Raw genomic sequence first — 12,738 nt, forward strand, 5'->3', positions numbered from 1 at the left:
AAAATACTGCCCGTGAACCTGAGCCAGATGGTCTCTCAATTCAAGCATCCCGCCTTCCTGCTTGGGCCCGATTTGAGCCTGAAGGCGGCGAATACGGCCGCGCGCGAATGGCTGCCATTAGCGGAAGTCGCAGTCGGCAAGGACCATTCTTGGACAGTGAACTGGGACAAAGGTCTGGGACGTTTCATCGAACCTCTCGCCCGTCGCTGTTTGGAAACGAAGGCGCCGCAAGAAGAGATCTTTTCGGGAGACCTCGAAGGCCGCATCCACCCCCGCTTGCTCACGCTTCAATACCTCTTGGACGACGGCGAGATCACGCTGCTCGCGCAGTCTTTCCCGATGACCGAGCGCTCTCTCTCGAAACTGGGGCAAGAAGCCTTGGTCACCTCCGAACGTGTCTCGCTCGCACTGCGATCACGTCGGGTCGGTTTCTTCGACTGGAATATCAAAGAAGACATTTTGGTGTGGGACCGCACCCAGTGGGAAATTTTCGGCCGCGATGCTCATGAGTTCGATCATCCCATGCAGGCGTTCAATGCGTCGCTGGACCAAAAAAACAGCGAAAAAGTGTGGTCGGAAATCAAAGACGCTCTGGATGGAGTCAGACCCTACAATGCGGAGTTCGAAATTCGGACTGCCGATGGAGAGCCCCGCACGATCCGCGGCTCGGGAATTTGTTTTTGGGATGAGAACGGAAAACCCGCACGCCTGATCGGCCTGAACTGGGATGTCACCCACCGGCGTCGCCTGCAGACTCAAGCCAACGAGCAGGCCCGCATGCTGCAAAAGATTACCGAGATGATGCCGGCCTTCATCACGATCGGAAACTTACCGCAAGATCGAATGAAGTTTTTCAATCGCCGGTATATCGAGATCTTCAATTTGGATCCCGAGCAAGTGCGGACCTCGCCTTTTTCGCAGTGGCGCGCGCGCATCCACCCCGAGGAAATTCCGAATCTCGAGGCTTACGGCCGCCAAGTGAACTCTTTGGCGGACAACGAAATCGCCGACATCACGATGAAGGTTTTGGACAACGACGGACGGCCGCGCTGGTTGCGAATCCAAACGCAGGTCTTCGAACGCGATCCCGCCTCGGGCCAAATCATGGAGCTGATTACCGTCGGCGTCGACATCACCGAAGAAAAGCGCCTGGCCGCCGCGGCCGAAACGGATCGCGCGAAGGCCTTCAACTCTTCGAAACACGCGGCGCTCGGACAAATGGCGGGCGGAATCGCCCATGAAGTGAATAACCCGCTGACGATCATCATCGCGAAGGTCGAACAGATTCGCAAAAGCATGAACGCGGCGACGGGAATCGACCCCAAGGTCAACGAGGACATCGACCGGATCGTTCAGATGTGCCAACGGATCGCGAAAATCATCCGGAGCATGCGCACCGTCTCGCGCATCGAAGAAACCGAAGTTTTCCAACGCGCCTCTTTGAATTCGGTCGTCGAAGACGTCATGATCCTGTGCCAATCTCGTTTAGCCAATTTACGAATCGAGATGAGCGTCGGCGAAATCCCAGAGACTCTCATCGATCTACGCCCCGTGCAGGTCTCGCAAATTTTGCTGAATCTACTGAACAACGCCGTGGACGCGGTCAGCGAGCTGCCGGAAAAATGGATCCGACTGGAATTCCGCGAACACCAGACGCAAATCGAAATTTCGGTCACCGATAGCGGACGCGGAATCACCCCGGAAATCGCCGCGCGGATGACCGAGCCCTTCTTCTCGACGAAACCCGTCGGGCAAGGTACGGGCCTAGGCTTGTCCATTTCGCTTTCTCTAGCCGAACTTCATGGTGGAACGTTGACCTACGACGCGCTTTCGCCGCATACCCGTTTCATTTTTCAATTCCCGAAGCATCAGCACACAAGCGAGACCCGATGAAAACATTTGAAGCCCTGGACCTCTTCTCGATCGACGATGAGCTCACTTCCGACGAAAGAATGATTCGCGACTCCGTTCGACAGTTCGTTTCCGACGAAATGCTTCCCCTGCTGCCTGAAGCTTACGACGAAGGACGTTTCCCGCAAGAGCTCGTGCCCGGGCTCGCGCAGCTCGGCGTTTTCGGAGCGAACCTGACCGGGTACGGCTGCGCCGGACTCTCGGCCACGGCCTACGGACTGATCATGCAAGAGATCGAGCGCGGCGACAGCGGTCTGCGCAGTTTCGTCAGCGTGCAGAGCTCACTTTGCATGTTTCCGATCTGGAAATACGGAAGCGAAGAGCTGAAACAGAAGTACCTGCCGAAGATGGCGCGGGGTGAAATGATCGGCTGCTTCGGTTTGACCGAACCGGATTTCGGCTCGAACCCGGCGGGCATGCTCAGCCGCGCGAAACGCGACGGCGATCACTATATCTTGAACGGCACAAAAATGTGGATCACGAACGGTGGAATTTCGCATCTGGCGATCGTGTGGGCACGCAATGATGAGGGCGAGGTCATCGGCCTGGTCGTCGATCGCGACACGCCCGGTTTCACCGTGCGCGATATCGGCAAGAAGTTCTCGCTCCGCGCTTCGGTCACCAGCGAACTGCACTTCGATCAGTGCCGGGTCCCCGTCTCGCAGCAGCTGAACGTCAAAGGCTTGCGCGGTCCGTTCTCGTGCTTGAATCAGGCGCGTTTCGGTATCGCCTTCGGCGCCATCGGCGCCGCCATGGCCTGCCTGGACGAAGCGATCCAATACGCGAAGACCCGCGTCCAATTCGACCGTCCCATCGCGCAGTTTCAGCTCGTGCAAGCGAAGCTCACCAACATGGCCACCGAAGTCACGAAGGCGCAGTGGCTGACGTTGCGTTTGGGCCGACTGAAGGACCAAGAACGCGTCGAGCCCCACCAGATCTCGATGTGCAAGATGAACAATGTGCGCATGGCCCTCGACGTCGCGCGGACGTGCCGGGACGTACTCGGTGCCAGCGGTATCACTTACGAGTATCAGGTGGGACGTCACATGTTGAATCTGGAAAGCGTGAACACCTACGAAGGCACCGAAGACATCCACCGCCTCATCGTGGGTGAAAAACTGACGGGCCTTCCCGCCTACAAATAGCTCAAAGTCCGCGCGCGGACAGGCGGATGAGTCCATCCACCCAGCCGGTCGGCAGACGCGAAACGATGTTACCCGCCTTGCTTTGTCCGCCGACGAAATAGCGGGCGCGCGGTTTCTTCGCGAAAGCCGCGTGCTCGATGGCGCGCACCACGACCTCGACCGGGTCCGCCGACGCGGCGGTTTTCGCGGTGTATTCGACGAATTTGCGCAAACGGGTTTCGTAAATTCCCAAACGCTCGGTCGGAATTTGGGCGAGTAGATCGTCTTTTCCGGACAAGCCCTTCTCCCAGATCGGCGTGCGGATCGGTCCGGGTTCGATCAGGCTGACGGAAATGCCTTGGGGCGCGAGTTCGCGGCGAAGCGAGTCGGTCAGCCCTTCCACGGCGAACTTCGAAGCGCTGTACGGCCCCAGAAACGGCGCCGCCAAACGACCCGAGATCGAGCTGATGTTGACGATACGTCCGCCAGTTTCGCGAATGAGCGGCAAAAACTTTTGCGTCATGTCGATCAGACCGAACACGTTCACTTCGAACTGTTTGCGAAACTCCGCCAGCGGCAGACACTCGATGGGCCCCGCGACCGCGATGCCCGCATTGTTAATGAGAACAAGCGGCGCGCGGGATTCGGTAACCGAGTCCGCGCGTACCCGCGCCACGGCCGCGTCGACGCTTTCGGGAACGGTGACATCCAGAATCAGCGTACGAATTTGAGAATTCGCCTTTTGCAGACGTTCCCCGTCGCTCGCCTTACGGACACCGGCGTAGACCTCGTGGCCTTTTGCCGCCAGCTCGACGGCCGTCGCGAAGCCGATCCCCGTCGATGCCCCACTGATCAAAATGCGCTGCTTGCTCATGTCGCCTCCGTCACGAATCCGTACGACGATGCGATTGCCCCTCCGAGAATGTCAATCTTCTAGACAATTCCCGAATGAATTCGCCGAGTCTTCACACGCTTTATCACCTTGCGACGCCACTCTTTGCTAGACTGAGAACTCGAGGAAGGAGGGGCCTTGAAATCCATTTTCGTCGCGTTCGGCATTTTGCTTTCTGCCCCTTCCGTTTGGGCCTACGCATACGTGCCCCCCATAAAGCTAGCCATCGATCAGGCCGCAGAAGATAAATCCAAGTCCACGCAATTCGGAATCACGGCGCAACAAGCGCAGCAGGAATATCAATGCGCCTTGAACCCCTCGGCGGCCGGATGCGACGCGACTCCGCGGAACGCCGAAAACGCGAACATCCCGGAATGCGGTGAAGGAAAATTCGCCGCCCCCGCACAAAATGGTGGCTACTCCTGCGTCCCGATGCCCACGTTGCAGACCCAGCAGATCGGCACGGGTGACGCGAACGTCGCGAGTGGGGGCGAAGAAAAACCGCGCGGCGAGCCCCGCACTTCGGTTGAAGACAAAGACAAAAGCAAAGGCGAAACGGGCCCCGCCCGCGCGCGCACGGACGACGATCAGGTGACGACGGCGCAACAGAACCAAGCGAATCAATGTCGTTCGACCGCCGCGACCGCCAATACGCGCTGCCAACAATCGCTCCGCTCGATCAATGGTTTGAAAAGTGAAGTCGCCTCATTGAGCGAAACCGGTTCCAACGGCGAGTCGGCCGCCAGCGCATGTAAATTCATGCAGGAGCGGGCCGCCAGCATCGGTTCACAGATGCAAACGTTCCGCGGACAATGCGAATCCGCGGTTTCCGCTTGCGAGACCGCTTGCGCGGCCGCGGTGGACGGTCTGGCGCAGTTGCGCACGAGCGCCGCCTACGTTACCGCGACCAACGGCCGCAGCACCTGCGCGACGGGCCGCTCGAACGTCTCGACCATGAATGTGAATATCCAGCAGGCCCACGACGCCTCGACGCGCGGGCAGCAATGTTATCGTCAAGCGACCGGCGGGGAATCCGGTGACGCGAACGACACGGCCGGAAACTCCAACACTCCCGCCACCAATACCAACAACGCGAACACCAATACCGCCAACAACAATACGCAAGCGCAGAATAATACCGGCAGCGGTTGGCAGATGCCGGACTTCAGCGGACTGATGAACTCGAACACCGCGACGCCGACCACCACCACGCAAATCGCGGATGCCCCGCAGGACTGCAACAATCCGCAGTTCGCCGCCAGCAGTCCCGTTTGCATCTGTCGAATCAATTCGGCCGATCCCCGCTGCGGCGGCGCGATCACCGCCGCGGAAGGCCTAGGCACGGCCGTGAAAGACATCAACCCCAACTTCAAAACGGCGGGAGACTCGTCTCCGCAAGCGCTCCGCCTGGGTGCTGAAGACAAACCCGTCAACGGCCATCAGCCCTCGAAAATGGGACGTTACCAAGGCCAGGGACGCGGGGGCGGAGGCATGCCCTCGGCGGGCGGCAACACGTCCCCTGGTTCGCCGAGCGCGGCCCGAGGATGGAGTTATGGGTCACCCCGCGCGGATTCTTCCGTCGGCAGCGGTGGCGCGATGGGCGGCGGCCGGTCCGCCGGTGGCCAGGCGTGGAGCCCCGAGGAAGGTCATACCGGTCGCGGTGGACGCGGGACGACCGCACGTCCCGCGAACGTACAGCCCCGTGCCCAAGTGGACCTGCGACGTTTCCTCCCGAGCGCCAACGGCAATTCCGAGCGCGGTCCCGCGAACGTCGGCGCGATCGGCCTGAAACACACCGACATCTTCCGCACCGTTCGTGATCGTTACGGGCGCAAAGCGGAAAGCCTGAATCCCTAATTGAGACACTCCATCTTGAAAATCCGCCGACTTTGGCCGTCTTCCTCTAGAATGGAAAAGGGGCATCGTTCGGGAGGGTCGTCTTGATTTGGAATGTCGTGTGGCTTCTTTTCGCCACGATCATGCTGACATCGACAAACGCGCGGGCGGCTTGCCGCTACGGACCCGAAGAGGTCATTCAATGCGATACCCCTCAAGAAGAAATCATGTACCTCCAAAAGAGGGCGGAACAACAAAAGGCCGAAGAAGCCGAGCGAACACGCGCGGGCCAAGAACGCGAACAAGCTTACTGCGCGGCCAACCCCAACTCGACCGATTGCCGTGATACCAACTGGGTTTCCAACGGCGGATTGAACTGTCCCGCCGGGCAAATTTCTTCGGGCGGCCCTCCCACCTCGGCGATGTGTATCCCCGACACCTCAAAAATCCCGATCCCGGAGCCTCGGCCTGCCGGAGCGGGCGCGCCCTCGGGCACGACGACGGTCTCACGCGGCACCACGGCTATCGCGCCCGCGAATCAGGACGCCCAGGTCTCGTCGGCGGCCGACCAACAGGCGACGCGCTGTAAAGAAGCAGCCGAGTCCGCGGTTTCGACGTGCGATTCGGCCATGAACAGTATCCGTTCGCTTGCGGGTCAAGTGTCGCAGCGGTCCGGAGCGATCAGCCAGGGAGGCGCCAGCGGTTGCGCGCAGATGGGCCAAACCGCGAACAACGCCGGAAACCAAATGCAATCGCAACGCAACTCATGTCAGTCCGCCGTCAGCAGCTGCAACTCGACCTGCGATTCCGCGCTCTCGAGTTTGTCCCATGCGCCCTCCAGCGCGGCTTCGGTTCGCGCCAGCCAGGCGCGCGCGCGTTGCCAAAGCGCGAGCGCCTCGATGAGCACGATGGACATGAATATCAATCAAGTCCGTACCGCCGCGAACCAGGCGAATCAGTGCTACCAGCAAGCGACGGGTTCTTCGATTCCGGGAATGGGCAACACCGCTTCCGACACGCCCAGCCTGATGGCGGCGAATACGCCCGTCCTCGACTGCTCGAATCCGCAAGTCGCGCAAAGCAATCCGGTCTGCATCTGTCGCGACAACCCGGGACATTCCATGTGTGGTTCCTCGACCGCCTCTTCGGACTACTTAGGCGGCGCGCGCGCCATCAAGCCCGACACGATCTCGGGAGTGACGCGAGATTCAAACGTGGGGCTCTTGGGTGCCGAGGACGAGGCCGCATTGCCGCCCGGATACGTGCCCAGCCGCACGGGGCGATTCGCGCAACAAACCGGCGGCGCGGGACAGATCGGCTCGGGCCCAAGTGGAGCGCTCCCGGCGCCCGCGAACTTCCGCGGCGGCGCGCGGGACTCACGCTACAATCCCGACGTTCTGAAAGGGGCTCACGGTGCCAATGGTGGCGGACGTCGCGCGAACGGTGGCGGCTACGCCGAAATGGATGGAACGAGTCCCGGGCGCGGCACCGCCCGCGGGGCCACGAAGGGAAAAACCGCCGCCAATGCCGTGGACCTGCGGCGCTTCCTTCCCCAAGACGGACGCACGGCCGGGCGGGGTCCCGCCTCGGCCAATGGCTCGATCGGCCTGCGCCACACGAATATCTGGACGACCGTCAACGGGCGCTATAACCGCGTTTCCGATTCGCTCGATCCGTAAGCGGAACGCGCACCGCCTTGCCTCCAGGGAAGATCGGAACGAGGATCTTCCCCATGGTTCTTTCGATCTCGACTCTTCTCGCACTGACGGCTTCGGGGCTCCTCGCGGGACTGGTGGGCGCACTGGTCGGCGTCGGTGGCGGCATCATCGTCGTCCCCACCCTCGTCATCGGCTTCGGCCTTGATATCAAAATCGCGGTGGCCGCATCGCTGGTCGCCGTCGTCGCATCCTCGACCGCCGCCAGCAGCGTTTACGTCGGCAAGGGCCTGTCGAATATGCGCTTGGGCATGATTCTCGAAGTCGCGACGACCCTGGGGGGAATTTGCGGCGGGCTGCTCGCCGTCTGGATCGCACCGGATTTGATCTCGATGATTTTCGGTGCGTTGCTGGTCTTCATCGCGGGCCTCATGCTACGCGATTCTCTTCGCCCCAAAACCGAAACGCCCGTGCTCGCGGCCTCTTCCCACGCCTCATCACTGGGGGGCGAGTATTACGACGATTTTCAGAAACGCACGATCGCGTACAACGTCCGCCGACTGCCCTTGGGCTTCGCGGTCAGCTATTTCGCCGGAATCCTGTCTGGTCTTTTGGGAGTCGGCGGCGGCTTCATCAAAGTGCCGGCGATGAACATGGGCATGAATGTCCCCATGAAAGTCGCAACGGCCACGTCGAATCTGATGATCGGCGTGACCGCGATTTCGAGTTTGTTCGTTTATTTCGCGCGGGGGTTCGTACAACCCTTGATCGCGGCCCCGGTCGCGGTGGGCGTCGTCGGCGGCGCGCTCCTCGGCACCAAGATCGCGGCGCGGATCTCGCCGAAAATGCTGAAGCGGGTCTTTTCGATTCTTCTGTTTTTCATCGCGATCCAAATGATCTTACGAAGTGCGGGGGTCCTCGGTGGCCACTGAAGTGCAAGTCGCTCCCAAAGAAGATCAGAAAATCGTCCAACGCATTTTGCAAATCGGCTTGGGCTTGGCGGTTTCGTTGATGGCCGGCGGGATCGTGGCCCAACTCGCGCTCGATCCGGATCTGCCGGCGGCGGCGCTCAGTCTTGAGGGTCTCGTGGATCCCGACGCGGGACTTCCCGCGCGGCTTTTGGGCTGGGGGGTTTTCGTGCTCGCCCTCACCCCCGTCGTGCGGGTGGTGAGCCTGATCGTTTTGTGGGTCCGGATGAAAGATTGGCTTTACGCGGCGGTCTCGATCACGGTGTTGCTCACACTCGCTCTCGCGGTCGCCGTCGGACACCGTTAGTTGCGGCGTTCATCCTTTTGCGGATAACGGTCGCGGCGGATCTCCGTATCGTTGTCGACGCCGTCGTTGTCGGAATCCAAGCGCCCCAACTCGTACCAAACCTTGTCCATGTTATCGGCGCCGATTTGCAGCTTCAGGCGCAGGAAATCCTGCCCGTACGAGGTGTACTCTTTCCCGACCGTATGGCAGATGCTGCAGCCCGCGGCCAAGCGGCTTCCGGGATAAAGATTCGTCATGTTGTAGAGGTAAATGGGTTTCGCGTTGAGCCCCGGTACGAGTCCCAAAAAGGTCCCTAAGAGTACGGCGAAGAACTTCAATTTTGGCTTCATGACGCGGTCATAAAACTTTTCGGACGCCGAGCCTAGTTCCCGGGCCGAGTTCTGTTAAAGTTATAGGGATGAAGTTCAATCTCGAAGACATTCGCGTTCCCGAAGGCAAAAAACTCAAACTGCGCGACTGGCCCACCCGGGTGGACCCGCTTTACTCCTCGAAAGACGATGTGCGCGCGCAGATGGGCGACGGGGTCGAGAAACTCGCCCGCTGTCAGGAACGACATTACGCCGCCCGCGCGAACGCGATCCTGTTGATCTTTCAGGGGATGGACGCCGCCGGTAAAGACAGCGCCATCGAGCACGTCATGTCCGGCGTCAACCCGCAAGGCTGCGTGGTCCACTCCTTCAAAGAGCCAAGCACTAAGGAGCGCTCGCACGACTTTCTTTGGCGGGCCGCCACGCATCTCCCCGAGCGGGGCCAGATCGGCATTTTTAACCGCTCTTACTACGAGGACGTACTGATCGTCCGCGTGCACCCGGAGCTTCTGACGGGCGATCACGCCGTGCGCCCCGGTAAGAAAAAGGACGTTTGGAAAGAGCGTTACGAGTCGATCCGCAACTTCGAACAACACCTGCATCGCGAAGGAACGCACGTGTTGAAGTTCTTCCTGCATCTTTCGAAAGAAGAACAACGACTGCGCTTTCTTTCACGCATCGACGACCCCGAAAAGAACTGGAAGATGTCCCCCTCGGACATTCAAGAACGCAAATACTGGGCGGATTATCAAAAGGCCTATGGCGAGGCCATCGGCGCGACCAGCACGAAGGACGCCCCGTGGTTCATCATTCCCGCCGACGACAAAGACAACGCGCGGTTGATGATCTCAAAAATTCTGCTGAAAAAATTCAAGGACTTGAAACTCGAACTGCCGATCACGACGAAAGAGCGCGCTGCGGAACTGAAGAAACTGCGCCGGGAGCTGGACTAATTCCCGGTCAATGCCTCATTGAACTTACGTAAAGCCAAGCGCAGATGGCCGTGGTCGAGCATCAAGTCCGGAATGCCGATCAAACGGTCACGGTACTTCTGCGCGAACTCGGTTTCCTCCGCCTGCACCATCAGCCGATCAACGTCCGCATGAACTTTGCGCGCTTGCGCTTCGGTGATGGGCTCTTTTTGAAAGTAGACTTCGTCGACGGCGGCCATTTCTTGACTGAGGGCGCGCAACCACGACAACTCGGGCGCGGTCAGCAGTAACTGCAAACGTCCCGCGGCGGCGATCGTGACGCCTTCACGACGTTCGAGTTCCTCGATTTCGTTTTCCATGATCAAACGGTGGATTTTCTGAAGCGCCGAAGAGACCCGGCGCAGATGATCGCGATAGATTTGGTCGTTCGTCATGATTGGGTCCCTTCCCGCGCGCCCGGAATCTTGGCGCCCCGATAAACATACATTCCCGTGAATCGCGCCGCCACGACATTTGAGCCTTGCTCGCGAATTTCCGCGTGCAGCTCCAAACGCGCTTTTCCGTGACGGCGCAGAGTCTCGATAAATTGGCCGGCCTGATCCGGTGTCGTCAATCGCGTTTCGACCTCGAAATCGCGCGCGACCGGAGCCAAATACTGGATGCGACCTTCTTGAATGACGAGCTCGTCGCTGAAGCCGCCGGCGGACGCGGCAAGTGCTTGAAAAAGGGCGTAACAAGAAAGTGCCGCCGCCGCGTACAACGAACCGCCGAAGGCCGTTTGCACGTGATTGATGTTCGGCAACAGCGGGGCCTGAAGTTTCGCGTGGCGATCCGAAATCTCCACCACCTGCAGGCCCAAGGCCTGACTGACGGGGATTTTGGCGTGGAAGTGACGGGTCAGATCCGCGGGTTGAAGCATCCCGCCAACCTAAGACGTGTTCGCGGGATTGTCCACCGCCTCGCGAACTGCTAAAACATTCGCCATGTACGAGCTGCGCCCCTACCAGCACGACGCCGTCCAGGCCACCCTCCGGCACTTCCGGCAAGAAAAGACCCCGGCCGTCATCGTTTTGCCGACCGGCGCCGGCAAAAGTTTGGTTATCGCAGAGCTCGCGCGTTTGGCGCGGGGCCGCGTTTTGGTTTTGGCCCATGTCCGTGAGCTGGTCGAACAGAATCACGCGAAATACCTGAGCTTTGGCTTGGACGCGGGCATTTATTCGGCGGGCTTGGGGCGTAAGGATCAAAACCAAAAGGTGATCTTCGGCAGCATTCAATCCATCGCCCGCGCGCAGGACGAGTTCTTCCGCGAGTTTTCGTTGTTGATCATCGACGAATGCCATCGCGTCTCCGACGAAGGCGAAACGCAATACCAGCAGGTCATCACGCAGCTGCAGGCGACCAATCCCGAGCTTTGTGTCTTGGGTCTGACCGCGACGCCCTACCGGCTGGGGCTCGGCTGGATTTACGAGTACAACTCGGCCCGCAAAGAGTTGAAAACCACGCAGCCGCGTTTCTTCAAGAAATGTATTTTCGAACTTTCGATCCAAACGATGATCGACGACGGATTCCTGACTCCCCCCGTCCGGATCGACTCGCCCGTCGCCAGTTACGATTTTTCGGCGCTCGAGCTGAAGGGCGGCCGCTTTGTCATCAGCGAAATCGAAAAAACCTTGAAGGACCAGAAACGCATCACGCCCCTGATCATACGGAACATCGTCGAGATGGCCGAGGATCGTCAAGGCGTCATGATCTTCACGAGCTCCGTGCGCCACGCCACCGAGATCATGGCCAGCCTGCCGCCGTTCGTCTCGGCGCTCGTGGTCGGCGAAACCTCAAGCCAAGACCGCGAAGACACGATCCAAGCGTTCAAAGAGCGCAAACTGAAATTTCTGGTGAACGTTTCGGTTCTGACCACGGGATTCGACGCCCCCCATGTCGACGTGATCGCGATCTTGCGGCCCACGGAATCCGTCAGTCTGTACCAGCAGATCGTGGGCCGCGGACTGCGCTTGTCGCCCGGGAAACAGGACTGTCTGATTCTGGACTACACCGGCCAAACCCACGACGTTTTTTCACCCGAAGTCGGTAACGCTCGTCCGAATTCGCAGGCCGTGATGGTGAAAGTGGATTGCCCCGCTTGCGGACATGAAAATGACTTCTGGGGCCTCAAAGACGACGAGGGCCAAATCGTCGAGCATTACGGTCGCAAATGCCAGGGCGCCTTCGAAGACCCGGTCACGGGCGAAATCGCGGCCTGCGGCTTTCGCTTCCGCTTCAAGGTCTGCGGCGAATGCGGCGCCGAAAACGACATCGCGGCGCGCGTCTGTCACGAATGCGCGCAGACGTTGGTCGATGCCGATCAACGGTTGAAAGAAGTCATGTCGTTGAAAGACGCGCACATCATGCGGGTCGACTCGATGGCCTTCCACGAAATCGTCGATAAGAAAGGACGCCACCGTCTGGAGGTTGATTACTACGACGCCGACGGCGAAGTCCTAAAAGAATTCTTCGACTTGGCCACGCGCGAGGAAATCAAGGCGTTCGAGCTGAACTTCCTGCGCGTGCATCACCGCGTTCCCGGCCTCCGGCCCGACGTGCGCGGCATCCGCGACGTCCTGGGTCTGCGCTCGCGTCTGCGGCAGCCGGCGTTCCTGGTCGCGCGTAAACACCGCCAGGACTGGAAAATCCGCGAGAAAATTTTCGGCGATGTTTCACCGGACGGACGAACGCGGCGCAATCTCGAACTTTACCCCGGCGCGGGCCTCAAGGAGGAACCATGAGTGAATCGGCCGCATCGCAAAACGG

General features: G+C 59.9%; 12 protein-coding genes. 8 read left to right on the top strand and 4 right to left on the bottom strand.

All coding sequences use genetic code 11. The features are described 5' to 3' along the window. Positions 1-12 precede the first annotated feature (12 nt). Both KF767_02935 and KF767_02940 read left to right on the top strand, forming a co-directional pair. Complete coding sequence (locus tag KF767_02935) at positions 13-1,893, top strand: PAS domain-containing protein (GenBank protein ID MBX3016820.1); 1,881 nt, start codon at positions 13-15, stop codon at positions 1,891-1,893. Continuing rightward, positions 1,890-3,056, top strand: coding sequence for an acyl-CoA dehydrogenase family protein (locus tag KF767_02940; protein MBX3016821.1), 1,167 nt, complete (start codon positions 1,890-1,892; stop codon positions 3,054-3,056). Before KF767_02935 ends, KF767_02940 begins: the two co-directional genes overlap by 4 nt. 1 nt (position 3,057) lies before the next feature. Here KF767_02940 and KF767_02945 read toward each other — a convergent pair whose 3' ends face one another. Next, positions 3,058-3,909, bottom strand: coding sequence for an SDR family oxidoreductase (locus KF767_02945; GenBank protein ID MBX3016822.1), 852 nt, complete (start codon positions 3,907-3,909; stop codon positions 3,058-3,060). A gap of 156 nt (positions 3,910-4,065) precedes the next feature. Here KF767_02945 and KF767_02950 point away from each other — a divergent pair, with 156 nt between their 5' ends. The 4 genes from KF767_02950 to KF767_02965 all read left to right on the top strand — a co-directional run bounded on the left by KF767_02950 (position 4,066) and on the right by KF767_02965 (position 8,693). Then, on the top strand, positions 4,066-5,784 hold the full coding sequence (locus tag KF767_02950) for a hypothetical protein (protein ID MBX3016823.1): 1,719 nt from the start codon (positions 4,066-4,068) through the stop codon (positions 5,782-5,784). Positions 5,785-5,867: 83 nt separating this feature from the next. Then, positions 5,868-7,442, top strand: coding sequence for a hypothetical protein (locus tag KF767_02955; protein ID MBX3016824.1), 1,575 nt, complete (start codon positions 5,868-5,870; stop codon positions 7,440-7,442). Between the two features lie 53 nt (positions 7,443-7,495). Then, the gene (locus KF767_02960; GenBank protein ID MBX3016825.1) at positions 7,496-8,350 is read left to right on the top strand and encodes a sulfite exporter TauE/SafE family protein; all 855 of its coding nucleotides are present in this window, start codon (positions 7,496-7,498) and stop codon (positions 8,348-8,350) included. Beyond that, positions 8,340-8,693, top strand: a complete 354-nt coding sequence (locus KF767_02965; GenBank protein ID MBX3016826.1) for a DUF1634 domain-containing protein — start codon at positions 8,340-8,342, stop codon at positions 8,691-8,693. Before KF767_02960 ends, KF767_02965 begins: the two co-directional genes overlap by 11 nt. Here KF767_02965 and KF767_02970 read toward each other — a convergent pair. Continuing rightward, positions 8,690-9,022, bottom strand: a complete 333-nt coding sequence (locus KF767_02970) for a hypothetical protein (protein MBX3016827.1) — start codon at positions 9,020-9,022, stop codon at positions 8,690-8,692. The genes KF767_02965 and KF767_02970 overlap by 4 nt on opposite strands. 68 nt (positions 9,023-9,090) lie before the next feature. Between KF767_02970 and KF767_02975 the strand changes: the two genes are divergently transcribed. Beyond that, a complete protein-coding gene (locus KF767_02975) occupies positions 9,091-9,954 on the top strand; it encodes a hypothetical protein (GenBank protein MBX3016828.1) in 864 nt (287 codons plus the stop codon). Here the strand turns inward: KF767_02975 and KF767_02980 are convergent. After that, positions 9,951-10,367, bottom strand: coding sequence for a hypothetical protein (locus tag KF767_02980; protein MBX3016829.1), 417 nt, complete (start codon positions 10,365-10,367; stop codon positions 9,951-9,953). The two genes, KF767_02975 and KF767_02980, sit on opposite strands and share 4 nt — an antisense overlap. After that, positions 10,364-10,852, bottom strand: a complete 489-nt coding sequence (locus KF767_02985; protein ID MBX3016830.1) for a YiiD C-terminal domain-containing protein — start codon at positions 10,850-10,852, stop codon at positions 10,364-10,366. The genes KF767_02980 and KF767_02985 overlap by 4 nt, the downstream gene beginning before the upstream one ends. Positions 10,853-10,916: 64 nt before the next feature. On the opposite strand from KF767_02985, the gene KF767_02990 reads away from it, so the two are divergent. Beyond that, positions 10,917-12,713 carry a DEAD/DEAH box helicase gene (locus tag KF767_02990; GenBank protein MBX3016831.1) on the top strand — a complete coding sequence of 599 codons (1,797 nt, stop codon included), beginning with the start codon at positions 10,917-10,919 and terminating at the stop codon, positions 12,711-12,713. The last annotated feature ends 25 nt before the right edge of the window (positions 12,714-12,738 follow it).

It is taken from the genome of Pseudobdellovibrionaceae bacterium (genome assembly GCA_019637875.1).
In the GTDB taxonomy this organism is placed as follows: Bacteria; Bdellovibrionota; Bdellovibrionia; order Bdellovibrionales; family Bdellovibrionaceae; genus JAHBUW01.

Coding starts and splice junctions, on each gene's coding strand:
- KF767_02940 (MBX3016821.1), top strand. CDS start 1,890: ATGAAAACATTTGAAGCCCTGGACCTCTTCTCGATCGACGATGAGCTC.
- KF767_02945 (MBX3016822.1), bottom strand. CDS start 3,909: ATGAGCAAGCAGCGCATTTTGATCAGTGGGGCATCGACGGGGATCGGC.
- KF767_02960 (MBX3016825.1), top strand. CDS start 7,496: ATGGTTCTTTCGATCTCGACTCTTCTCGCACTGACGGCTTCGGGGCTC.
- KF767_02970 (MBX3016827.1), bottom strand. CDS start 9,022: ATGAAGCCAAAATTGAAGTTCTTCGCCGTACTCTTAGGGACCTTTTTG.
- KF767_02975 (MBX3016828.1), top strand. CDS start 9,091: ATGAAGTTCAATCTCGAAGACATTCGCGTTCCCGAAGGCAAAAAACTC.
- KF767_02980 (MBX3016829.1), bottom strand. CDS start 10,367: ATGACGAACGACCAAATCTATCGCGATCATCTGCGCCGGGTCTCTTCG.
- KF767_02985 (MBX3016830.1), bottom strand. CDS start 10,852: ATGCTTCAACCCGCGGATCTGACCCGTCACTTCCACGCCAAAATCCCC.
- KF767_02990 (MBX3016831.1), top strand. CDS start 10,917: ATGTACGAGCTGCGCCCCTACCAGCACGACGCCGTCCAGGCCACCCTC.